Below are 20659 nucleotides of genomic sequence, written 5' to 3' on the forward strand. Positions count from 1 at the left end.
AAAAAGACGCGTAGTTATGCCCGGGCCAGCGTGTCCGGCGCGCCGCGCCCGCCGCGCACCAACAGCACCAGCAGCAGCACGGCAAACACCAAGAACCAGGCAAACGACCAGTTGGCGATGGAGCCGCCGAGGAACGTCCAGTCCACCGCCGTGCAGTCACCCGAGCCGCGGAAGATCATGGGGATGGCGCGGCTGATGGGGTAGTTCTCGATCATTCCGTAGAAGTCGCGCCCGCAAGTGGCGATCTCTGGCGGGTACCACTGCAGCCAGCTCTGGCGCGCGGCCGTGAAGCCGCCAAAACCCGCTGCTGCCAGCGCCAGCACCGTCCAACCCATCCACCAGCCTTTTGTGCCTCTAGCGCTTGCCAGTCCTGCGAAGACCGCTACACCTATGAGAGCATAGCGCTGCACGATGCACATCGGGCAAGGCTCCAGTCCCACCACATGCTGCAGGTACATGCCAAAGGCCAGCATGGCCACGCAGGCGGCACTGATCAGCGCCAGGATGCGGCGCGGGGCGGTATCAATCCAGTTCAACAACACTTTTTGTTTTCCTTGCAGGGAGCGGCCTCCGCATCCGCTCCCTTGGCAGGCAGCGGCTCTCAGATGCCGGCGGCTTCGTCCAGAAACACCTTGGCGCGCCGCGGTGTCACCACCAGCGTCTCGCCCTCACGCAGCCCCATCTCGTGGAATTGCTGCGCCGGAATCTGCGCTTCGATCAACGCGTCCGAGGGCGCATTGTCCGCCGATTGGGTATCGCCCTCGGGGATTAGTTCCAGCCGCGCGATCGGCCCCACCACAATGGCGCGCGCCAACTGCACCACGATGCCGCGCGGGCGCCCGTGCGCGTCCAGCGCCTGGCCGGGGGAATAGCGCTCCACGTCCAGGTCGTGCGGGCGCACGTAGGCGAACGCGCGCGCATCGTCGGCGTGCTGGGCCTCGGGGCTTTCCAGCTGCATGCCGTCGTCCAGGTACACCCGGCCGTCGTTGGCGCGGCCCTTGAACAGGTTCACGTCGCCCAGAAAGCCATAGACGAAGGGGCTGGCAGGGTTGTCCCACACCTGCTGGGGCGTACCCTGCTGCTCGATGCGTCCCTGGTTGATGACGACCACGCGGTCGGCCACTTCCAGCGCCTCCTCCTGGTCGTGCGTGACGAAGATGCTGGTCACGTGCAGTTCGTCGTGCAGGCGACGCAGCCAGCGGCGCAGCTCCTTGCGCACCTTGGCATCCAGCGCGCCGAAGGGCTCGTCCAGCAGCAGCACCTTGGGCTCCACGGCCAGCGCGCGCGCCAGGGCGATACGCTGGCGCTGCCCGCCCGAAAGCTGGGAGGGATAGCGGTCGGCGATCCAGTCCAGCTGCACGAGCTTGAGCAGGCTCATCACCTTCTCCTTGATCTGCGCTTCGGACGGCCGCTCCTTGCGCGGCTTCATGCGCAGGCCGAAGGCCACGTTGTCGAACACCGTCATGTGCCGAAACAGCGCGTAGTGCTGGAACACGAAGCCTACGCCGCGCTCGCGCACGTGCACGTCGGTCGTGTCCTCGCCGCTGAAGTGGATGCTGCCCACGTCGGGGGTCTCCAGCCCCGCGATGATGCGCAAGAGCGTGGTCTTGCCGCAGCCCGAGGGGCCCAGGAGCGCGATGAGTTCGCCCGACTGGATGTCCAGGCTGACGTCGCGCAGCGCCTGGAAGTCGCCGAACTGCTTGCTGACGTTGCGGATTTCAATGCTCATGTGTTCATCCTTCAGCGCGGCGCGCCGGGCGCGGGCGCAGGCCGCTCGGGCGGCAGCGCGGCCGCGGCCTTCATTTCCTGTTCGCTCTTCCACTCGGCCACCGACTTGATGACCAGCGTGACCAATGCCAGCAGTGCCAGCAGCGAGGCGGCTGCGAACGCGGCCACCGATTGGTATTCGTTGTAGAGGATCTCCACGTGCAGCGGGATGGTGTTGGTCTGGCCGCGGATGTGGCCCGACACCACCGACACCGCGCCGAACTCACCCATCGCCCGGGCATTGCACAGGATCACGCCGTACAGCAGGCCCCACTTGATGTTGGGCAGCGTCACGTGCCAGAAGGTCTGCCAGCCGCTCGCGCCCAGCACCACCGCCGCCTGCTCCTCGTCGTTGCCTTGCGCCTGCATCAGCGGGATCAGTTCACGCGCGATGAACGGGAACGTGACGAACACGGTGGCCAGCACGATGCCCGGCACGGCGAAGATGATCTTGATGTCGTGCGCCGCCAGCCAGGGCCCCAGCCAGCCGTTGGCGCCGAACACCAGCACGTACATCAGGCCCGCCACCACGGGCGAGATGGAGAACGGCAGGTCGATCAGCGTGGTCAAGAAGGCCTTGCCCTTGAACTCGTACTTGGCGATGCACCACGCCGCGGCGATGCCGAACACCAGGTTCAGCGGCACGGCGATCACGGCCGTGAGCAGCGTGAGCTGGATGGCGGACCAGGCGTCGGGCTCGCGCAAGCCCTCCAAGTAGGCATCCACGCCCTTGCGCAGCGCCTCGGTGAACACGGCGGCCAGCGGCAACACCAGGAACAGCAGCAGGAACACCATGGCAAGGCCAATCAGCGTCCACTGGATCCAGCGCGCCTCGGTCGTTCCGGCCTGCGCGCGCCGCACGGTACGGGTGTTCGCGGCGCTCATGCGGATGCTCCTGCGTGGCGGCGCTGCCAGGCCTGCAAGGCGTTGATGACCAGCAGAAGGACGAAAGAGATCACCAGCATCACCACCGCCACGGCAGTAGCGCCTGCGTAGTCGTACTGCTCCAGCTTGCCGATGATGATGAGCGGCGTGATTTCAGACACCATGGGCATGTTGCCGGCGATGAAGATGACGGAGCCGTACTCGCCCACGGCACGCGCGAACGCCATGGCAAAGCCGGTGAGCAGCGCGGGCATGATGGCCGGCAGGATCACGTGGCGAAAGATCTGCCAACGCGTGGCGCCCAGGCTGGTGGCCGCTTCTTCCAACTCCTTCTCGCTGTCTTCCAGCACCGGCTGCACCGTGCGCACCACGAACGGCAGGCCGATGAAAATCAGCGCAATCACAATGCCGTTGGGGTTGAATGCGAGCTGGATGCCCAGCGGCTCCAGGTACTGCCCCACCCAGCCATTGCCCGCGAGCAGTGCGGTGAGCGAAATACCGGCGACCGCCGTGGGCAGCGCGAACGGCAGGTCCACCAGCGCATCCACGATCTTCTTGCCCGGGAACTTGTAGCGCACCAGCACCCAGGCGATGAGCAGGCCGAACACCAGATTCACGCAGGCGGCGATGAACGAGGCACCGAACGTGAGGCGGTACGACGCCAGCACGCGCGGCGACGCCACCGCTTCCCAGAACTGCGGCCAGGTCATGGTGAACGTCTTGAGCAGCAGCGCCAGCAGCGGGATCAGCACGATGATGCTCAGGTAAAACAGCGTGTAGCCCAGCGTGAGGCCAAAGCCGGGCAATACCCTCTTGGCTCGCCTGGGGGCGCTTTTCTTGCCACTCATATGGAGTTATCCGTTATTCGCCGCCGGTCAAAAGCCGGTGCGGCCCACGCCCGCAGGCACCGCGCTTGCATGCGCGGGCACCGCCACCCTACCCGGGCAGTCAGGGCGGGGTGAAGGCGCCAAGCGGCTCAGGGGCGTGTTCACTGCTTATTTGCCAGGCGTGTAGAGCTTGTCGAATTGACCGCCGTCGTTGAAGTGCACCTTCTGCGCCTCGGTCAGCGAGCCAAAGTACTTGGCCACCGTGAACTGCTGGATGGGCTTGAACAGGTCGGCATGCTTCTTGAGCACCGCCTCGGAGCGCGGGCGGATCGCGTGCTTGGCGGCGATCTCCTGCGCTTCATCCGAGTACAGGTAGTCGAGGTAGGCCTTGGCCAGCTCGCCCGTGCCCTTCTTGGCGACCGTGCGCTCCACGATGGCCACGGGGTTCTCGGCCGTCACGCTCACCGAGGGATAGACCGCATCCACCTTGCCCTTGCCGAACTCACGCTCCACCGACACCACCTCCGACTCGAACGTGATCAGCACGTCCCCAATGTTGCGCTGCAGGAAGGTGGCCGTGGCATCACGCCCACCCTTGGCCAGCACGGGCACGTTCTTGTAGAGCTTGCCCACGAACTCCGCCGCCTGCGCGTCGCTGCCGCCCTTCTCGCGCACCGAGCCCCAGGCGCCCAGGTAGGCGTAACGGCCGTTGCCACCGGTCTTGGGGTTCACCACCACCACCTTCACATCGGGGCGGATCAGGTCGTTCCAGTCCTTGATGTTCTTGGGATTGCCGTGGCGCACCAGGAACAGCATGGTGGAGGTGGTGGGCGATGCGTCATGCGGGAATTTCTTGGCCCAGTCCTTGGCCACCACGCCGTTGTCCGCGAGGAACTGCACGTCGGTGGTGGTGTTGAAGGTGACCACGTCGGCGGCCAGGCCATCGTTCACGGCGCGCGCCTGGGCGCTGGAGCCTCCATGGGCCTGGTCCACCTTGATGTCCACGCCCTTGGTTTTCTTGTAGTGGGCGATGAAGGCCTGGTTGTAGTCCTTGTAGAACTCGCGCGCCACGTCATAGGAGACGTTCAGCAGCGCATTGGCCTGGGCCGAGGCCAGCCCGCTGGCCGCCAGGGCCAGCGTGGCGAGAAGGGTCTTGAGCTTGGTTGCCGGGGTCATGGGAGCGCCTCCACGTTGCAGGAAATCATGCATTGTGGAGAGCGCAGGTTAAAACTCAAAAGAATATATTTTTGTAAATTTATCCACGGATGAGCATATGCAATGCCATCTGGCACGCAGGCTCCCGGCACCGCCATGGAAAGTCAAATTGGTCTCTAGCCCTTATGCGATAAGCGTTACCAGCTATCAAAAGCAAAGCGCCCTTACATCGATCCCCCACTGGGGATCAAGCCGCACCGCCAACGCATCCCGCGCTCTTGCGTACACCACGCACCGCCGCATCAGCGGGGCAGTGCCGCGCCGGCCGTGGCCGTGTCGCCCCGCTCACAGACCGCGGCGGAATGGCCGGGCACGGTTTCACCCAGAAAGTCCAGGAAGCTGCGCACCGCCGGCGACAAGCCGCGCCGCGACGCAAACACCGCATGCACCACGCTGCGCGGCTGCGTCCACTGGGGCAGCAGGTGCACCAGCCGGCCCTCCTGCAATTCGGACATGCACATGTAGTCCGGCATCCAGCACAGGCCCGTGCCCGCCAACGCGGCGAATTTGAGCGTCAGCAGGTCGTCGGCCACGTAGCGCGGCGTGAAGTGCACGGTTTCCTCGCGCCCCTCGGGGCCGATCAGGCGCAGGCTGGCGCGCCCGTCGGCCGCGGACATGGCCAGTGTGTCCAGCAGCGCCAGGTCGCGCAGCGAGGTGGGCGTGCCCTGGCGCCGCAACTGCTCGGGGCTGGCCACCAGCAGCAGGCGCACCTCGTCCAGGCGCTTGACCACCATGCTGCCGCTGTCCTCCAGCGTGGGGCGCACGCGCAACGCCACGTCTACGCCCTCTTCCACCACGTTCACCACGCGGTTGGTGACCTGCATCTCCAGGCGCACCTGGGGGTGGCGCTGCAGGAACTGCGGCATCAGCTCGGCCACCACCGTCTGCGCCAGCGTCACCGGGCAGGTCACGCGCACGGTGCCGCGCGGTTCGGTCTGTACCTGGTCCACCGTGTCCTGCGCTGCCTGGGCCGAATCGCGCATGGCCTGGCAATGGCGAAGGTAGGCCTCGCCCACCTCGGTAAGCGACAGCGTGCGCGTGGTGCGCTGCAACAGGCGCACGCCCAGGCGCGCTTCCAGCTCGGCCACGCGGCGCGACAGGCGCGACTTCGGGATCCCCAGCGCCCGGCCCGCCGCGGCGAAGCCGCCTCGCTCGGCCACCTCGGCGAAATAAAGCATGTCGTTCAGATCCTGCATCGCGCGCCTTTCGTTCCAAATTCAGAACAATCTATCGCATCACCGCCTGCTTATCAAACATTCGGTCCAAAACGACAATCTATCCATCGCCCCATTGAGGGTTTGTCCTTATCCCCAGGAGATTTCCATGCAACTGCTGCACATCGATTCCGCCATCACCGGTGACCAGTCCGTCTCGCGCCAGCTCACGGCGCAGATCGTCGAGGCCTGGAAGGCCAGCCATCCCGCCACCCAGGTGAGCTACCTGGACCTGGTGGCCGACGCGCCTGCGCACTTCACGATGGATGCGATGGCACCGCGCACCGGCCAGACCGACGGCCTGAGCGAGGCGCAGCAGCGCGAGAACGCCGTGTCCGAGCGGCTGGTGAGCCAGTTCCTGGCGGCCGACGTGGTGGTGATCGGCGCACCGTTCTACAACTTCGCCATCCCCACGCAGCTCAAGGCCTGGATCGACCGCATCGCCCAACCCGGCCGCACCTTCCAGTACACCGCCAACGGCCCCGAGGGCCTGGCCAAGGGCAAGACGGTGATCGTGGCGTCGAGCCGCGGCGGCGTGTATTCCACCAGCGAAGGCGGCCGCGCCATGGAGCACCAGGAAAGCTACCTGCAGACCGTGCTGGGCTTCTTCGGTGTGACCGACGTGCGCTTCGTGCGCGCCGAGGGCGTGGCCATGGGTGGCGATGCCAAGGCCCAGGCCCTGGCCGCCGCCGCCCAGGCGATCGAGGCCCACGTAAAGGCCCATGCCGCCAACCAGGACCGCGTCAGCCAGGCCGCCTGACCAGCCCCGGCGCCTCGCCAAACAAAACCCGCCTCCGGCCATGCCGGGGCGGGTTTTTTCATATCAAAATAGGCTATAACCCTTTATAGTCAAGCGCAAATAGCTATCCAATCGATAGCAACCGTCAGCCGTTGTGGCGCTTGACCCAGGCGATGTACCGGTCCATCCAGCGCTGCAAGAAGTCCTTGCTGCCCTCGCCGATGGTGCCGTCTTCGTTGAACAGGCCGTCCTTGGCATGGATGAATGCCTCGGGCTGGCCCAGCGTGGGCATGTCCAGGTAGGCCAGCACATTGCGCAGATGCTGCTGCGCCATCGCCGTGCCCATGGCGCCGATGGACACGCCGATCACACCCGCGGGCTTGCCCGCCCAGGCGCTCTGGCCATAGGGGCGCGATGCGTTGTCGAGGGCGTTCTTGAGCACGCCGGGGATGGAGCGGTTGTATTCCGCCGTGACGAACAGCACGCCCTGCGACCCGGCGATCTCCTTCTTGAGTCGTTGCACGGACTCGGCCTGCTGGCCGTCGTCATCCTGGTTGTACAGCGGCAGGTCGTCGATGCGCACCTGGTGGAATTCGCAGTCCGCGGGCGCCATGCGCGCCAGCGCATGGGCCAGCTTGCGGTTGAACGAATCCTTGCGAAGGCTGCCGACGACGACGGCAATGCGGTAGTGGCTCATACGGACCCTTTCTGGCAGAGGTAGGCGCCGCGCAGCGCCATCGCGATGGCGGGCGGCCGGACCATCTTACGGGCCGTCTTGGAACGCTGCTGTCAGACAAGCGGCGGTCACGGCACCGGGGCCGGGGGCCGGTCGACGCCCCCGCCGCGCGCCATCACCAGCCTGCCAGCACCGAGCCCTTGAACTGCGTCTCGATGAAGCGGCGGATCTCCTCGCTCTGGTAGGCCTTGACCAGTTGCGCCACCCAGGGCTTGTTCTTGTCGGCCTCACGCACCACGAGCAGGTTGACGTAGGGGCCGTCCGGGCTTTCCTGCGCGATGGAATCGGTCTTGGGGTTCAGGCCAGCGGAGATGGCGAAGTTGGTGTTGATGGCCGAGGCGTCCAGGTCGTCCAGCGAGCGCGGCAGCTGCGCGGCGTCCAGCTCCACGAACTTGAGCTTCTTCGGGTTGCCCACCACGTCCAGCGGCGTGGCCTTCAGGCCTGCACCGTCCTTGAGCTTGATGAGGCCCTGCGCCTGCAGCAGCAGCAGCACGCGGCCGCCGTTGGTGGGGTCGTTGGGAATGCCGAAGCGCGCGCCTTCCTTCAGGTCGGCCAGCTTCTTGACCTTCTTGGAATACAGGCCGATGGGGAAGTTGACGGTGTTGGCCGCCACGGCGAACTTGTAGCCACGATCCTTGATCTGCGCATCCAGGTAGGGCTTGTGCTGGTAGCTGTTGGCGTCCAGGTCGCCGGCGGCCAGAGCCGCGTTGGGCTGCACATAGTCGCTGAACTCCACCACCTGGATCTTCAGGCCCTGCTGTTCGGCCACTTTTTTGACCTGCTCGAAGATCTGCGCGTGCGGGCCCGCCGTCACGCCGATCTTCAGCGGCTTGTCCTGCGCCAGGGCGTGGCCCGAGAGGCCGGCGGCCATTGCCAGGGCCAGGGTCGATTGGAGCAGGGAGCGCTTGGAAATCACGGGAAACCTTTCATACCGTTACAGGGAGAGCCGGCATCGTAGCCCCTGCGGCGCGCCCTCCGAACGAATACTTTTCCATATCCAAAGAACCCGCACACATGAAGAGCAACCGAGCGGCAGAGCACCTGAGGGGGTGAAAGGCCGTGCATCCTCCACCGCCCCGGGAAGGCCGCGGCGCCGCCCCGTCAGCCCTTGAGCGCCACGTTGTTGAGCTTGTCCAGCCGCGCGGGCCAGCCGCCCTCCTCGGCCGACTGCAGCAGGATGCGCGTCCAGGCGATCCAGGCGTCCCACTGCACGCGCTTGTCCCAGGCATTGCCCCAGGCGCTGAAGGCCTGCAGCGCCCCGCGTGCGGCGCACGCCGCGTCCTGCGCGCGGCCGGCCGACAGGTACAGCTGTGCCAGCACCATCTGCGGCTCGCCCACCCAGGGGTTCAGGCGCACGGCCTGCTCCAGCGTGGCCGTGGCGCCGTCCAGGTCCACCAGCGGCTGCGCCAACTGGATCACCGACCAATACAGGGCCGTGGCGGCCGCCTCGTCCTGCGCCGTCAGGCCCTGGCTGCAGTGGTCGAACACGGGCGGCAGCGGCAACTGCCCGCGCAGCCCGGGGTGCTGCAACGCCAGGCCCAGCGCCGCGATCTGGCTGACCATGCGGGCCGTGGGGCGCATGGGTCCGGGCCACAGCGACGCGGCCCAGTGCACGGCCTGTGGGCGCGAAGGATCGACGGCGGGAAAGCGCGAGTAGATGTCGTCCTGCCAGCTGAACCACTGCTCGATCGTGTCGGCCATGCTGACGATGGTGAAGGCCGCCACCTCGTAGGGTGCGAGGTGCACGGTCTGGCGCGGCGCGGGGCCGTTCTTCTCCACGACCAGCGAGCCGTCGGCCTGCAGCTCGCCGGCCAGCACCTTTTGCACGAACTGCGCGCGGCTCATGGTGCAGAACAGGTACACCAGGTGTTCGGCGCTCTCGCCCACCAGCGCCTGCAGGCGGCCGCGCTCGCTGGCCGCGTCGAACTTCACCAGGTCGACGAAGGCATTGCCGTACACGCTGTGCAGCAGCCCGAGCAGACGCACGTCCCGGGGCTGGCCCCACAGCGCCAGCGACCGGGCCACGCCCACCAGGTGATGGCGGAAGGTTCCGGCCTTGTGCCAGTCCTGCCCCACGCCGCGCGCCAGCACCATGGGCAGCACGGGAGCCAGATCGGCATCGTGGGCCAGCCATTCATCGTCCAGCAGGGACTGGGCGCGCTGGAACAGCGCGTCATCCGGTGGCGCAAAGGCGGGCAGTGCGGACATGGCGGGGTCTCCTTCGTGGTAGTGGCTTTGCCATCGAGTATCGGCCAAGCCGCCCGCACACGCAGGTCTTCTGTCAAAACAGCCCGCAGCGCCCGCTGCACAAGCGCCAGAAGCTATCAAATCAGGAGCTTACACATCCCGTGTGCGCCCCCCTGTCCTGCATCAGCGGTGCGACAGGCGGCGCACGGCCCAGTCACCCAGGCTCTGGATGGCCTGCACGAAGAAGATCAGGATGACCACCACGGCCAGCATGATGTCGGGCAGGAAGCGCTGGTAGCCGTAGCGGATGCCCAGGTCGCCCAGCCCGCCGCCGCCGATGGCCCCGGCCATGGCCGAGTAGCCCGTGAGGCTCACGAAGCTGATGGTCAGGCCCGCCACGATGCCGGGCAGCGCCTCGGGCAGCAGCACCTTCCACACGATCTGGCCGGTGGTGGCGCCCATGGACTGCGCGGCCTCCACCAGGCCGTTGTCCACCTCGCGCAGCGCCGTCTCCACCAGCCGCGCCACGAACGGCGCCGCGGCGATGGTCAGCGGCACCACGGCCGCCCAGGTGCCGATGGACGAGCCGGTGATGAAGCGCGTGAACGGGATGATGGCTACCAGCAGGATGATGAACGGCGTGGAGCGCACGGCATTCACGATCCAGCCCACGATCTTGTTGGCCGGGCCGTTCTCCAGCACGCCGCCCGCGTCCGTGAGGCGCAGGAACACACCCAGCGGAATGCCCACCAGGCCGCCGACGATGCCGGACACGCCGACCATGATGATCGTTTCCCACAGCGAGGTGACGAACAGCTCCAGCATCATTTCAGAAAAGTTCTCGAACATCGCCCGCCCCTCAGCCTGTCACTTCCACGGTGCGCACCACCACGCCGTTGGCACGCAGATAGTCGATGGCCGCGCCGATGCGCGCCATGTTGCCGCTGGCGTACACCGCCAGCGAACCGAAGGTCTGGTCCTGAATCTCGTCGATCTGGCCATGCAGGATGGACAGGTCCAGTCCCAGCTCGCGGATCAGGTGCGACAGGATCGGCTCGTAGGCATGCTCGCCCGCGTACGACAGGCGCAGCAGCTGGCCGCTCGCGCCCGGCTCCAGCCGCGCGGCCAGGCTGCGCACGCGCGCCAGCACCCCGGCGGGCAGCTCCTGGGGCACGATCTCGTCGATCAGGCTCTTGGTGATGTCCTGCTGCGGGCGGGTGAACACGTCGACCACCGGGCCCATCTCCACGATGCGGCCCGCATCGATCACGGCCACACGGTCGGCAATCTGCTTGATGACCTGCATCTGGTGCGTGATCAGCACCACCGTCACGCCCATTTCGCGGTTCACCTGGCGCAGCAGGTCCAGGATGGAACGGGTTGTCTCAGGGTCCAGCGCGCTGGTGGCCTCGTCGGACAGCAGCACCTTCGGGTTGCTGGCCAGCGCGCGCGCAATGCCCACGCGCTGCTTTTGCCCGCCCGAGATTTGCGCCGGGTAGCGGTCGGCCAGGTGCGCCAGGCCCACCAGGTCCAGCAGCGGGTCGATGCGCTTCTTGATCTCGGCCCGCGGCATGCCCGCCAGCTCCAGCGGCAGCGCGGCGTTGTCGAACACCGTGCGCGACGACAGCAGGTTGAAGTGCTGGAACACCATGCCGATCTCGCGGCGCGCGGCGCGCAGGTCAGCGTCGGACAGTTGGGTCATGTCGCGCCCCGCCACCATCACCTGGCCGGCGGTGGGGCGGTTGAGCAGGTTGATGACGCGGACCAGCGAACTCTTGCCGGCGCCCGAACGGCCGATGATGCCGAACACCTCGCCCGGCGTGACATGCAGGTCGATGCCGCGCAGGGCTTCGACGGGGCCCTGCGGGCCCGGGTAGATCTGGGTGATACCCCGAAGGTCAATCATGAAATGCAATGCAAAGCGCGCGCAGGCTGCCCTCTCAGGGATGGCCAGCCGCGGCGGGTGAAGATCAGAACAGCGGGTGAATGTAATTGTTCGTTATGAAAAACCCAACGAACAAAAAGTAGGCACATAAGACGGCCCCGTTATGAGGCGTGCTTCAGCGAGCCGGGCGCTGCCCCTGTCGGGCGGCAGTGCCACGCAGTAGCGGAGCACAGGGGCGATTTTAGGTGACGGGGCAAATCCCCGGCCGGCGTGCGCCTGCGCCTGCGCCTGGGGAAGGAGCACGCGCAACTGCAGCCGTCCTGCCAGGCGAATGGCAACCGGTGCCAGCCCGCCCAGCGATGCGCAAGACTCGCCTACCACCGACAGCACAGGCGTGTGGCGCGCCACCTATCCACGGCTGCGTGGCGCGTGGGGTCTAGCACCGGCGGCCCGCATGGGGCCCCTCGCCCACCGTACCATTCACCGTTCCCGACACGCCCCGCTGCCGGCTCCCCGTCGCCGCCGCGCCCCACCGCGCGGGCTTTCTCCCTCCACCTATGCAAGAACGCTCCTGGTCTCCCGTTGTCTGGATTGGCTATGCCATGTGCGTCGGCGTCATGGGCACGGCGCTGGCCAGCCCGCTGTACCCGCTCTACCAGCAGGCCTGGGGGCTCAAGCCCAGCGACATCACGCATCTTTTCGTGGTGTACATGTTCGGCGCGCTCACCAGCCTGCTGTTTCTGGGGCGGCTCACGCAGCGCCACGGCTTCCTGGCCATCCTGCGCACGGGCCTCACACTGATGACCGCGGGCGTGGTGCTATCGGCCCTGGCGTGGAATGTGCCCGTCTTCATGCTGGCGCGGCTCATGATCGGGCTGGCGTCGGGAATGATCACCACCTCGGCCTCCATCGGCATGGTGCAGGCCCGCCCCGGGCGTGATCCACGGCGCACGGCCGCACTGACCACCGTGGCGATGACGCTGGGCTTCGGCCTGGGGCCGCTCGTGGGCGGCTTGATAGCCCAGTGGGTGCCCCAACCGCTCGTCACCGCCTACGTGCCCACGGCGGCCATGGGCCTGCTGGCGGTGTATGCGCTGCACCAACTGCGCGGGCTGCCCACAGGGGGAACGCGGGACGATGCCCTGCCGCCCGGCACCTGGCGCGGCGTGATCGCGCAGTGGATGCCGCGGCTCACACCGCCGCCGCGCCTGCGCCGGCGCCAGTTCTGGCTGGCGAGCATGGGCGCCTTCAGCGCCTTCGGCATGTTCAGCCTGTACTCATCGCTGGCGCCCAGCTTCATGCAGGAGATCGTGCCCTGGCATGGGCCGGCCGTGAGCGGACTATCGATCGCGATGATCCTGTTCCTGTCGTCCGCGTTCCAGTTCATGGTGCGCAACTGGCGCACCAAGCGCGTGGCCCTGGCCAGCGGCTGCGCGCTGGTGCTGTGCAACCTGCTGCTCATGGCGACCACGCTCACCGGCGCCACGCTGGTGTTTGGCGCGGCGGTGATCGCCACGGCCTTCGGCCATGGGCTGGCCAATGTGGCGGGCATGGGCGTGGTGGCCAAGCTCACCACGCCCGAAGAGCGCGGCGGCCTGCTGTCGTCCTACCTGATCGTGGGGTACCTGGGCACCATCGTGCCCATCCTGGGCATGGGCTGGCTGTCGGACCACGTGGGCCTGAACCGCGGCTTGCTGGTGTTCTGCGGCGCCATGGCCCTGCTGAGCGCCGTGGTCACCGCGCTGGGCATGCGCACCGCTGAGATCCCCGTGCCGCAGCAGCACCTTTAACCGCTGGTGTCAGCGCCAGCCGATCAGCAGGATGGCGATGTTGACCAGCAGTCCCGCGCCCCACACGAGGCTGCGCGCCGTGGGCATGTCGCCCACGTACATGGTGATGTAGGACACGCGCAGCATCACGAACAGGAAGGCCAGAAGGTCCAGCATCATCTGCGGCGCGCCCAACTGGTGCGCGATGATGACCGCGCCGATGAAGAACGGCAGCGCCTCGAAGCTGTTGGCCTGCGCCGCATTGGCACGGGCGCGCCAGCCGGTCTGGCGCGCCAGCCACGCACGCGGGTCGTGGTTGTCGCTGCCGCGAAAGCCCCCCCGCTTGGCCAGCAGCGCGCAAGCCATGGGCAGCAGCGCCGCAATCAGCACGCACCAGTAGGCCACGGTGAAGCGGGCCACATGCATTGTTGTGTTCATTTTTGCAGTGTTCTTGGCCTCCAGCGCTTATCCAACAAGCGCTAGCAGCTATTGTTTTTGATATTCAGCGCCGATCCGCCAGCGCATGAGCGATGGTGCCCAGGTCCACGTATTCCAGCTCGCTGCCCACGGGCACGCCCCGCGCCAGGCGCGTGACGTGCACGCCGCGGCGCTTGAGCGCCTCGCCGATCGCGTGGGCCGTGGCCTCTCCCTCGGCCGTGAAGCTGGTGGCCAGGATCACCTCCTGCACCACGCCGTCGCTGGCGCGCTCCAGCAGGTTGTGCACACCGATGTCGCGCGGCCCCACCCCATCCAGCGGCGACAGCCGCCCCATGAGCACGAAGTACAGCCCCTTGAACGCCGCGGTGCGCTCCATCGCGGCCTGGTCGGCGGGCGTCTCCACCACGCACAGGCGGGTGGCGTCGCGCGCCGGGTCCAGGCAGGTCTCGCACACCGCGCCCTCGGTGAAGGTGTGGCAGCGCTCGCAATGGCGCACCTGCGTTGCCGCCTGCGCCAGCGCCTGCGACAGCACCTGCGCGCCGGCGCGGTCATGCTGCAGCAGATGGAACGCCATGCGCTGCGCCGACTTCACGCCCACGCCCGGCAGGCGCCGCAGGGCCTGGATCAGTGCGTCAAGGGAGCTGGTGTCGGACATGAAGAATGGATTTCGGAGTGCAAACGCCGCCCCCAAGGGCGTAGCGAGCGCCTGCCAGGCGAGGCGGACGGAGCGCAGCAACCGGAACGTACTTGCCTAGTACGTGAGGATTGCGAGCACTGCCCAACGACGCGTGGCCAGCGCGCAGTAGCCTGCCCTCAGAAGGGGAATTTCATGCCGCCGGGAAGGCCTGGCATGCCGGCCGTGATCTTGGCCATCTTCTCGGCCGAGGTTTCCTCGGCCTTGCGCACCGCGGCGTTGAAAGCGGCGGCCACCAGGTCTTCCAGCATGTCCTTGTCGTCGGCCAGCAGGCTGGGGTCGATGGTCACGCGCTTGACGTCGTGCTTGCAGGTCATCAGCACCTTCACCAGGCCGGCGCCGGATTCGCCTTCGACCTCGATGTTGGCCAGATCGTCCTGGGCCTTCTTCAGGTTGTCCTGCATGGCCTGGGCCTGCTTCATGAGGCCGGCGAGCTGTCCCTTGTTGAACATGGATGGTTTCCTTTGCGTTTCAAAAATGGTTATGCAGGCTTGATGCTGCCCGGCACGATTTTCGCCCCGAAATCACGCATCAGTTGCTGCACGTAGGGGTCGTTGTGGACGATCTCCTCGGCCACGCGCTGGCGTTCGGCCGCGGCGTGCGCGTTGCGGCGCGCGGGGCTGTCGATCACCACACCCACCTCCACGCTGATCTGGCGCGCATGGCCCGCGGCCTCCAGCGCCGCGCGCAGGCGCTCGCGCGCCGTGGGCTGGTTGAGCGACTCCCGCTCCACGCGCAGCAGCCAATGGTCCGGGTCACGCGCCACCAGTTGCGACTGCAGCGCCAGTTCGCGCACCAGGGCGGTGATGGCCTCCTGGGCAATGAGCTGCTGCACGGTGGCATGCCAGACATCGCCCTCCTCCGTGCGCACCAGCCGCGCGGGTGCCGGGGCCGCCGATGGCAGGGGCTGCAGGCGCGCGCCGGGTTCCGGCGCGGTACGCACGGGGATTGCTACCGTTTCAGGAGCTGCTTGCGCTGTATGGGCGGGCGCTGGAAGTGTTTTTTGCCTTAAATCCTCAGGGGAGCGTACGGGCAGACGCACAGGCGCTGCGGCCCGTACGGGCGCCTGGGCCGCGTCGCCGGCTTCCCACGGGGGCGATTCGCGGTCGCCCGCGTCCAACGCGTCCTGCACGGCCTGGTTCACATCGTCCGGCGTGGCTTGCGCCCGCGTAGGCGCTGCCGATGCGGCGGGCCGGGTGGGCGCGGCAGTCGCGCAGTCCATCGCGGGCGCCGCGACAGGAGCCGGGTGCACCGACACCGGCGGCGGTGCGGGAGCCCGGTCCGCGGCGGCCGGCACAGCCTGCGGTGCCTGGACTACCGGCGTATCGGCCAGCGCATGGGCCGACGGCGCTGCGGCTTCAGGCCGCGTCAGAGTTTTTTTTTCAGCCGAGGCAGCCGCGCCGCCTTCCGAAGCCGCCGGCTTGAACGCCAACAGGCGCAGCAGCACCATGGTCAGCGCGGCATATTCATCGGGCGCCAGACCCAGATCGGCGCGGCCGTGCAGACAGATGCTGTACAGCAGCTGCGTCTCGTCGGCCGGCAGGGCGGCAGACAGGCGCGCAACCTCTGCCGCCTCAGGGTCGGCGGCGTCCGCGGCCGCAGCCATCTGCGGAACGGCCTGCAACACGGCCATGCGCTGCAGCACGGCGCTCATGTCCTCCAGCGTGGAGGCGGCGGACAGGCCGTTGATGCGCAGGGTGTCCGCCGTCTCGACCACCGTGCGGCCATCGCCCTGCGCCAGCGCGTCGATCAGACGGAACACATGGCTGCGGTCCACGCTGCCCAGCATCTGGCGCACAGCGGCTTCCTGCAATTGGCCGCTGCCGAAGGCAATCGCCTGGTCGGTCAGGCTGAGCGCGTCGCGCATGGAACCGCGCGCGGCGCGGGCCAGCAGCCGCAGGGCCTGAGGCTCGGCGGGCACGTTCTCGGCGGCCAGCACGCGGGTAAGGTGCTCCAGCACCGTCTCGGGCGCCATGGGCCGCAGGTTGAACTGCAGGCAGCGCGAGAGCACCGTGACCGGCACCTTCTGTGGATCGGTGGTGGCCAGCACGAACTTGAGGTATTCCGGCGGCTCCTCCAGCGTCTTGAGCATGGCGTTGAACGCCGTGTTCGTGAGCATGTGCACTTCGTCGATCATGAAGACCTTGAAGCGCCCCTGCACCGGCTTGTAGACGGCCTGCTCCAGCAGCCCCTGTACCTCGTCCACGCCGCGGTTGGAGGCGGCATCCAGCTCGGTGTAGTCAGGAAACCGGCCGCTATCGATGTCGGTACAGGCCGGGCACACGCCGCAGGGCGTGGCAGTGATGCCGCCTTGGCCGTCCGGCCCCTGGCAATTGAGCGACTTGGCCAGGATGCGCGAGACCGTGGTTTTGCCCACGCCGCGCGTGCCGGTGAACAGGTAGGCGTGGTGCAGCCGCTGCTGCGTGAGCGCGTTGGAGAGCGCCTGCACCACGTGCTCCTGCCCCACCATCTCAGAGAAGGTCTTGGGACGGTATTTGCGGGCGAGCACAAGATAGGACATGGGGCGTGATTCTATGTGCGGGCCAGACACCAGCGCGCCAAGGCTTCTAGCTGGCCCGGGCCTACGCGGGCCACCGCGCCGACCGAGGGCGATCTGCTCTCTGCCAGGATTCATACTCCCCGGGATCGACTGCAAACGGCCAGTCGCACCGCACCGCCATGTTGCCCGCCTTGCTTCCAACCCTTGCAGCCCGCAGGCGGCTATCGCGACAAGGGTTGCTGACCCGGTCGGCTGGGGTGCGTCTAAGCCGCTTGCTACTGTGTCTGTGCCTGCAGCCACCAACGCAAGCACAGGATGGTTCTAAAGACACCTCCGCCGTCGATCCACCGACGCAGCACCAGGCATTACCTGCGGACCTGGATCTGCGTGCGCGTGACTACCCCGAGCCAGACGGTTACTCGCTGCCCAGCACGCCCGAGTTTGGCGCCATCGGCGTGCAACTGCAGGGCGACTCACGTTTGCTGCTGCGCGTCCGGCGCGGCGGCCCCATGCTGTACTACCGGGCAAAGTTCTGACGGGCCACGGGCAGAGCGTGGTTCGTCGTACAATCACAGGCGACGGGCCTCCCCGCATGGTGAAGCGGCCAACCGGGTCAGGTGGGGAACCAAGCAGCCCTAACTGTGGAGCCAGTGCCGGGGGTAAGGCTCGTCACCTTCTTCTTTCCTTTCCCATTCTTTTTTTGCGTCGCCTGAGCGCTTTGCGTTTCATCGGGCGGTTGCGGCGTTGCCTGCACATGAGCGGCATGCGTCAGCTCCGTCCTACAGCGGAACAAGCACGGCGATCGCGACAAGCACGTGCCCGCGGTCCATACTGTGCCCCAGGAGTTCTCGCCACCGATCCACTTTCTTGCTGTCCCGTGCCGCCATGCTGTCTGCCATGTCCGCGCTGCTTGCAAGTCATCTGCTCCGGCCGCTGCCACGGCCGGCCATGGATTGGGGCATTGTGTGCCTGCTGTGCCTCTGCGCGGCATTTCCCGCCCGGAGCGATGAGAGCCTGGCAGACGGCGCTGCGGCCGCATTGCGAGAGGCTCAGGATGAGCCTTCTTCCGCCGCCTTCACGCAGAACACCGCCACCTACCCCGACCTGAACGGCAGCGATCTTCCGCGCGCAGCATTCGGCAACAGCGTTCAGTACACGGACATCACCCGTTGGCTCACGCCGCTGCAAGCTTCCCGCCTGGGGCTGACGCTGGGCGTGGTGGTTCCGTCGGACGGCGCGGCCCGCGCAGGATCCGTCAGCCCTGCCTACCCGCCAGGCACCCCGCTGGCTTACGACCTGGGTCTGCGCTGGCGATCACAGTTGCAGCCACGCGTACGGCTGGACCTGCAGGCCTGGGCCCGCACCCACCCGCACACGGGCCTGCACGACGCCATGGGCATGATCTGGGGTCGCGACCAGGGCAGCAACTTTGGCACCCGTCTGGAGGTGCAATGGTCCGCATCGCGCACGCGCGGTCTGGTCCCCGAGCTGGGCGCCATCGGCGTGCAGTTGCAAGGCGATGCGCGGCTGGTGCTGCGCGCCCGCCGCGGCGGGCCCATGGTGTATTACCGCGCGAAGTTTTGACCGCGCGCTCATGCAACGCTCTGGGTTGACGCCGACCTTCTTGCAATGATCGCAGAGCATGCCCTAAAGCGGCGCCCCTGCTGTACTACGCCTGCGTTGCCAGCCAGTGCGCGGCACCCGCCCCTGCCGCACGCCCGGTGGCATAGCACGCAGTCAACAGATAACCCCCGGTGGGCGCCTCCCAGTCCAGCATCTCGCCCGCGCAGAAAACCCCGGGCATGGTGCGCAGCATGAGGCGCGTATCCAGCGCTTCGAAGGCCACGCCGCCGGCCGTGCTGATGGCCTCATCCAATGGGCGTGCTGCCACCACGGTGATGGGCAAGGCCTTGATGGCATGGGCCAGCGCCACCGGGTCGGACATACCATCCTTGCCCAGTTGTTCGTAGAGGACGGCGGTTTTGATGCCGTCCAGGCCCAGCCGGCTCTTGAGGTGGGTGGAAAGGCTGCGCGAGCCGCGCGGGTGGCGCACCTCGGCCAGCACGCGCTCGGGCGTGTGGTCGGGCAGCAGGTCCAGGTGGAAGGTGGCGTGACCGTGTGCCACGATCTCGTCGCGCAGCAGGCTGGAGACCGCATAGACCAGGCTGCCTTCCACGCCCGTGGCCGTGGCCACGAATTCCCCGCGCCGCTCAAAGCGCCGGCCCTGGCTGTCGGTGAAGGACAGCACCACCGACTTGAAGGGCTGGCCCGCGAAGCGCTCGACGAAATGCGGCGTCCAGCCGACGGCGGGCGCGCCTCGGCCGATGAGCTCCAGAAAGAACTCTCGCCGCGTCTCGCCCACGGGCGCATCCACGCGCGGTACGTCGAAACCGCAGTTGGACGGCGCCAGCGGCGCCACAGGCACGCCGCGCTGCGCCAGCAGCGGCGCCCAGGTACCGTCCGAGCCCAGGCGGCCCCAGCTGCCGCCGCCCAGGGCCAGCACGACGGCGCGCGCCCTTACCCGCACCTCTCCCGCCGGCGCGGCAAAGCGCAGCACAGGCGGCGTGATGCCATTCAATGCGTCGGCCCAGCCCATCCAGCGATGGCGCATGTGCAGCTGCACCCCCTGCCCGCGCAAGCGGTGCAGCCAGGCACGCAGAAGCGGCGCGGCTTTCATGTCCTTGGGGAACACCCGGCCCGACGTACCGACGAAGGTCTGCGCGCCCAAGGCATCAGCCCACGCGCGCAAGTCCTCGGGGCCAAAGTCTCGCAGCCAGGGCGTCAGCGCCTGCTGGCGATCGCCATAGCGCGCCATGAAGGCCGCCAGCGGTTCGGAATGCGTGAGGTTCAGCCCACCCCTGCCCGCCAGCAGGAACTTGCGTCCCACCGAAGGCATGGCGTCGAACACCTGCACGCTCAGGCCCGCCGCTGCTGCGGTCTCGGCGGCCATCAGGCCAGCCGGCCCCGCGCCAATCACGGCGATCTCGCAGGATCGCAGATCCGTATCCATCATGGTGTTGCTTTCATCAACCCACACGCCGCAGCAGGCGCACGTGCATGGGCCGCACGAAGTGCGCTCCCTGCATCGTGCAATGCGGCGCGAAGGCCGCCGCCACGCGCTCGCGCAAGCGCGCGTCGATGCGGTGGTCGGCAAAGGTGGGGTTCATCATCCGCCGCTCAAACTGGGCGAAGTCCTCGAAATGCACAGGCATGTCGAATCGCCGTTGCGCCACCTGCTCCCAGGTGCCGCGGACAGCCAGCGCGCGGTCCAGCGCCGCCTGCGCAGCGGCGCGCACGATGCCTTCGTCGTTGTACAGGCGCACGATCTCGTTGAGCGCGCCTTCGTAGACCGGCTCCGAAACGTACAGATGCCCGCCGGGACGCAGCACGCGCGCCACTTCGGTCAGCGCCTGGTCCATCGCATCCAGCGGCACGTGGTGCAGGGACTTGAGCATCAGCGTCAGGTCGAACTGCGCGTCATCGCATGCAATGGCCTGCGCACCACCCACGGCAAAGCGCATGCGCGGCGGCGTGTCCTGCAGGTTGATTGCGTGCTGCCGGAGGTCCACTTCCAGCCCCAGATACCGCATGTCCGGCCAACGCTGCAGCATCTGCCGCGCCATGCGCGCTCCGCCGCATCCGAGTTCGATGACGCGCGTGCCGGGTGTTGGCAGCAACTCGACCAGGACATCCAGTTCATCAGGGACGAGGGTGTGGTTCATGGGTCATCGATCAATCGGCAGAATCAACCGATGGTACCTACCCCTGCGCACGACGCGGGGTATTCCCGTACGCCGGCCACA

21 protein-coding genes and 1 other RNA gene are annotated in these 20659 nt (G+C 67.4%); 5 read left to right on the forward strand and 17 right to left on the reverse strand.

Going from position 1 to position 20659, the window contains the following annotated elements; all coding sequences use genetic code 11:
• Positions 1-14: 14 nt before the first annotated feature.
• The 6 genes from AC1PPL_RS02520 to AC1PPL_RS02545 form a co-directional block, all read right to left on the reverse strand.
• Positions 15-542 (reverse strand): disulfide bond formation protein B, encoded by a 528-nt coding sequence (locus tag AC1PPL_RS02520; protein WP_479972540.1) that lies wholly within the window; start codon positions 540-542, stop codon positions 15-17.
• A gap of 59 nt (positions 543-601) precedes the next feature.
• Positions 602-1729 (reverse strand): sulfate/molybdate ABC transporter ATP-binding protein, encoded by a 1128-nt coding sequence (locus AC1PPL_RS02525; protein ID WP_011805541.1) that lies wholly within the window; start codon positions 1727-1729, stop codon positions 602-604.
• Between the two features lie 11 nt (positions 1730-1740).
• Positions 1741-2652 (reverse strand): sulfate ABC transporter permease subunit CysW, encoded by a 912-nt coding sequence (gene cysW, locus AC1PPL_RS02530; RefSeq protein WP_270173896.1) that lies wholly within the window; start codon positions 2650-2652, stop codon positions 1741-1743.
• The gene (gene cysT / locus AC1PPL_RS02535; RefSeq protein ID WP_287740185.1) at positions 2649-3500 is read right to left on the reverse strand and encodes a sulfate ABC transporter permease subunit CysT; all 852 of its coding nucleotides are present in this window, start codon (positions 3498-3500) and stop codon (positions 2649-2651) included. Before cysT ends, cysW begins: the two co-directional genes overlap by 4 nt.
• Before the next feature lie 147 nt (positions 3501-3647).
• Positions 3648-4655, reverse strand: a complete 1008-nt coding sequence (locus AC1PPL_RS02540) for a sulfate ABC transporter substrate-binding protein (protein WP_015913096.1) — start codon at positions 4653-4655, stop codon at positions 3648-3650.
• A gap of 281 nt (positions 4656-4936) precedes the next feature.
• Entirely contained in the window at positions 4937-5890 is a 954-nt protein-coding gene (locus tag AC1PPL_RS02545; RefSeq protein ID WP_015913095.1) for a LysR family transcriptional regulator, read from the reverse strand.
• A gap of 127 nt (positions 5891-6017) precedes the next feature.
• Here AC1PPL_RS02545 and AC1PPL_RS02550 point away from each other — a divergent pair, with 127 nt between their 5' ends.
• A complete protein-coding gene (locus tag AC1PPL_RS02550; protein ID WP_015913094.1) occupies positions 6018-6668 on the forward strand; it encodes an FMN-dependent NADH-azoreductase in 651 nt (216 codons plus the stop codon).
• Positions 6669-6792: 124 nt separating this feature from the next.
• Here AC1PPL_RS02550 and AC1PPL_RS02555 read toward each other — a convergent pair whose 3' ends face one another.
• The 5 genes from AC1PPL_RS02555 to AC1PPL_RS02575 form a co-directional block, all read right to left on the reverse strand.
• Positions 6793-7344: an NADPH-dependent FMN reductase gene (locus tag AC1PPL_RS02555; protein WP_011805547.1), complete on the reverse strand. Its 552-nt coding sequence runs from the start codon at positions 7342-7344 to the stop codon at positions 6793-6795.
• Between the two features lie 154 nt (positions 7345-7498).
• Entirely contained in the window at positions 7499-8299 is an 801-nt protein-coding gene (locus AC1PPL_RS02560; protein ID WP_011805548.1) for a MetQ/NlpA family ABC transporter substrate-binding protein, read from the reverse strand.
• Positions 8300-8484: 185 nt separating this feature from the next.
• Complete coding sequence (locus AC1PPL_RS02565; protein ID WP_011805549.1) at positions 8485-9591, reverse strand: DUF6817 domain-containing protein; 1107 nt, start codon at positions 9589-9591, stop codon at positions 8485-8487.
• Positions 9592-9753: 162 nt separating this feature from the next.
• Entirely contained in the window at positions 9754-10419 is a 666-nt protein-coding gene (locus tag AC1PPL_RS02570; protein ID WP_011805550.1) for a methionine ABC transporter permease, read from the reverse strand.
• Between the two features lie 10 nt (positions 10420-10429).
• On the reverse strand, positions 10430-11476 hold the full coding sequence (locus AC1PPL_RS02575; protein WP_011805551.1) for a methionine ABC transporter ATP-binding protein: 1047 nt from the start codon (positions 11474-11476) through the stop codon (positions 10430-10432).
• Between the two features lie 536 nt (positions 11477-12012).
• On the opposite strand from AC1PPL_RS02575, the gene AC1PPL_RS02580 reads away from it, so the two are divergent.
• A complete protein-coding gene (locus tag AC1PPL_RS02580) occupies positions 12013-13245 on the forward strand; it encodes an MFS transporter (RefSeq protein ID WP_479972541.1) in 1233 nt (410 codons plus the stop codon).
• A gap of 9 nt (positions 13246-13254) precedes the next feature.
• Here AC1PPL_RS02580 and AC1PPL_RS02585 read toward each other — a convergent pair whose 3' ends face one another.
• From AC1PPL_RS02585 to dnaX, 4 genes are all read right to left on the reverse strand, one after another.
• Complete coding sequence (locus AC1PPL_RS02585; protein WP_011805553.1) at positions 13255-13662, reverse strand: MAPEG family protein; 408 nt, start codon at positions 13660-13662, stop codon at positions 13255-13257.
• Between the two features lie 64 nt (positions 13663-13726).
• A complete protein-coding gene (gene recR, locus AC1PPL_RS02590; protein WP_011805554.1) occupies positions 13727-14317 on the reverse strand; it encodes a recombination mediator RecR in 591 nt (196 codons plus the stop codon).
• A gap of 158 nt (positions 14318-14475) precedes the next feature.
• Positions 14476-14808: a YbaB/EbfC family nucleoid-associated protein gene (locus AC1PPL_RS02595; RefSeq protein WP_011805555.1), complete on the reverse strand. Its 333-nt coding sequence runs from the start codon at positions 14806-14808 to the stop codon at positions 14476-14478.
• A 29-nt stretch (positions 14809-14837) separates the two neighbouring features.
• Positions 14838-16877 (reverse strand): DNA polymerase III subunit gamma/tau, encoded by a 2040-nt coding sequence (dnaX, locus tag AC1PPL_RS02600; protein WP_479972542.1) that lies wholly within the window; start codon positions 16875-16877, stop codon positions 14838-14840.
• A 251-nt stretch (positions 16878-17128) separates the two neighbouring features.
• On the opposite strand from dnaX, the gene AC1PPL_RS02605 reads away from it, so the two are divergent.
• The 3 genes from AC1PPL_RS02605 to AC1PPL_RS02615 all read left to right on the forward strand — a co-directional run bounded on the left by AC1PPL_RS02605 (position 17129) and on the right by AC1PPL_RS02615 (position 18440).
• A complete protein-coding gene (locus tag AC1PPL_RS02605) occupies positions 17129-17392 on the forward strand; it encodes a hypothetical protein (protein WP_479972601.1) in 264 nt (87 codons plus the stop codon).
• 41 nt (positions 17393-17433) lie between these two features.
• Positions 17434-17530, forward strand: an RNA gene (gene ffs / locus AC1PPL_RS02610) — signal recognition particle sRNA small type.
• A gap of 274 nt (positions 17531-17804) precedes the next feature.
• The gene (locus tag AC1PPL_RS02615; RefSeq protein ID WP_312130963.1) at positions 17805-18440 is read left to right on the forward strand and encodes a hypothetical protein; all 636 of its coding nucleotides are present in this window, start codon (positions 17805-17807) and stop codon (positions 18438-18440) included.
• A gap of 85 nt (positions 18441-18525) precedes the next feature.
• Here AC1PPL_RS02615 and AC1PPL_RS02620 read toward each other — a convergent pair whose 3' ends face one another.
• Together AC1PPL_RS02620 and AC1PPL_RS02625 are read right to left on the reverse strand one after the other, a co-directional pair.
• A complete protein-coding gene (locus AC1PPL_RS02620) occupies positions 18526-19869 on the reverse strand; it encodes a TIGR03862 family flavoprotein (RefSeq protein WP_172206715.1) in 1344 nt (447 codons plus the stop codon).
• Positions 19870-19882: 13 nt separating this feature from the next.
• Positions 19883-20578: a class I SAM-dependent methyltransferase gene (locus tag AC1PPL_RS02625; RefSeq protein WP_479972543.1), complete on the reverse strand. Its 696-nt coding sequence runs from the start codon at positions 20576-20578 to the stop codon at positions 19883-19885.
• Positions 20579-20659 lie beyond the last annotated feature (81 nt).

This window comes from Diaphorobacter sp. B2A2W2, assembly GCF_056730635.1.

Excerpts from the sequence above, each read along its gene's own strand:
- dnaX (WP_479972542.1), bottom strand. The coding sequence starts at position 16,877 with ATGTCCTATCTTGTGCTCGCCCGCAAATACCGTCCCAAGACCTTCTCT.
- AC1PPL_RS02550 (WP_015913094.1), top strand. The coding sequence starts at position 6,018 with ATGCAACTGCTGCACATCGATTCCGCCATCACCGGTGACCAGTCCGTC.
- AC1PPL_RS02620 (WP_172206715.1), bottom strand. The coding sequence starts at position 19,869 with ATGATGGATACGGATCTGCGATCCTGCGAGATCGCCGTGATTGGCGCG.
- recR (WP_011805554.1), bottom strand. The coding sequence starts at position 14,317 with ATGTCCGACACCAGCTCCCTTGACGCACTGATCCAGGCCCTGCGGCGC.
- AC1PPL_RS02545 (WP_015913095.1), bottom strand. The coding sequence starts at position 5,890 with ATGCAGGATCTGAACGACATGCTTTATTTCGCCGAGGTGGCCGAGCGA.
- AC1PPL_RS02555 (WP_011805547.1), bottom strand. The coding sequence starts at position 7,344 with ATGAGCCACTACCGCATTGCCGTCGTCGTCGGCAGCCTTCGCAAGGAT.
- AC1PPL_RS02595 (WP_011805555.1), bottom strand. The coding sequence starts at position 14,808 with ATGTTCAACAAGGGACAGCTCGCCGGCCTCATGAAGCAGGCCCAGGCC.
- AC1PPL_RS02570 (WP_011805550.1), bottom strand. The coding sequence starts at position 10,419 with ATGTTCGAGAACTTTTCTGAAATGATGCTGGAGCTGTTCGTCACCTCG.
- AC1PPL_RS02565 (WP_011805549.1), bottom strand. The coding sequence starts at position 9,591 with ATGTCCGCACTGCCCGCCTTTGCGCCACCGGATGACGCGCTGTTCCAG.
- cysT (WP_287740185.1), bottom strand. The coding sequence starts at position 3,500 with ATGAGTGGCAAGAAAAGCGCCCCCAGGCGAGCCAAGAGGGTATTGCCC.
- AC1PPL_RS02585 (WP_011805553.1), bottom strand. The coding sequence starts at position 13,662 with ATGAACACAACAATGCATGTGGCCCGCTTCACCGTGGCCTACTGGTGC.
- AC1PPL_RS02625 (WP_479972543.1), bottom strand. The coding sequence starts at position 20,578 with ATGAACCACACCCTCGTCCCTGATGAACTGGATGTCCTGGTCGAGTTG.
- AC1PPL_RS02575 (WP_011805551.1), bottom strand. The coding sequence starts at position 11,476 with ATGATTGACCTTCGGGGTATCACCCAGATCTACCCGGGCCCGCAGGGC.
- AC1PPL_RS02615 (WP_312130963.1), top strand. The coding sequence starts at position 17,805 with ATGGATTGGGGCATTGTGTGCCTGCTGTGCCTCTGCGCGGCATTTCCC.
- cysW (WP_270173896.1), bottom strand. The coding sequence starts at position 2,652 with ATGAGCGCCGCGAACACCCGTACCGTGCGGCGCGCGCAGGCCGGAACG.
- AC1PPL_RS02580 (WP_479972541.1), top strand. The coding sequence starts at position 12,013 with ATGCAAGAACGCTCCTGGTCTCCCGTTGTCTGGATTGGCTATGCCATG.
- AC1PPL_RS02525 (WP_011805541.1), bottom strand. The coding sequence starts at position 1,729 with ATGAGCATTGAAATCCGCAACGTCAGCAAGCAGTTCGGCGACTTCCAG.
- AC1PPL_RS02540 (WP_015913096.1), bottom strand. The coding sequence starts at position 4,655 with ATGACCCCGGCAACCAAGCTCAAGACCCTTCTCGCCACGCTGGCCCTG.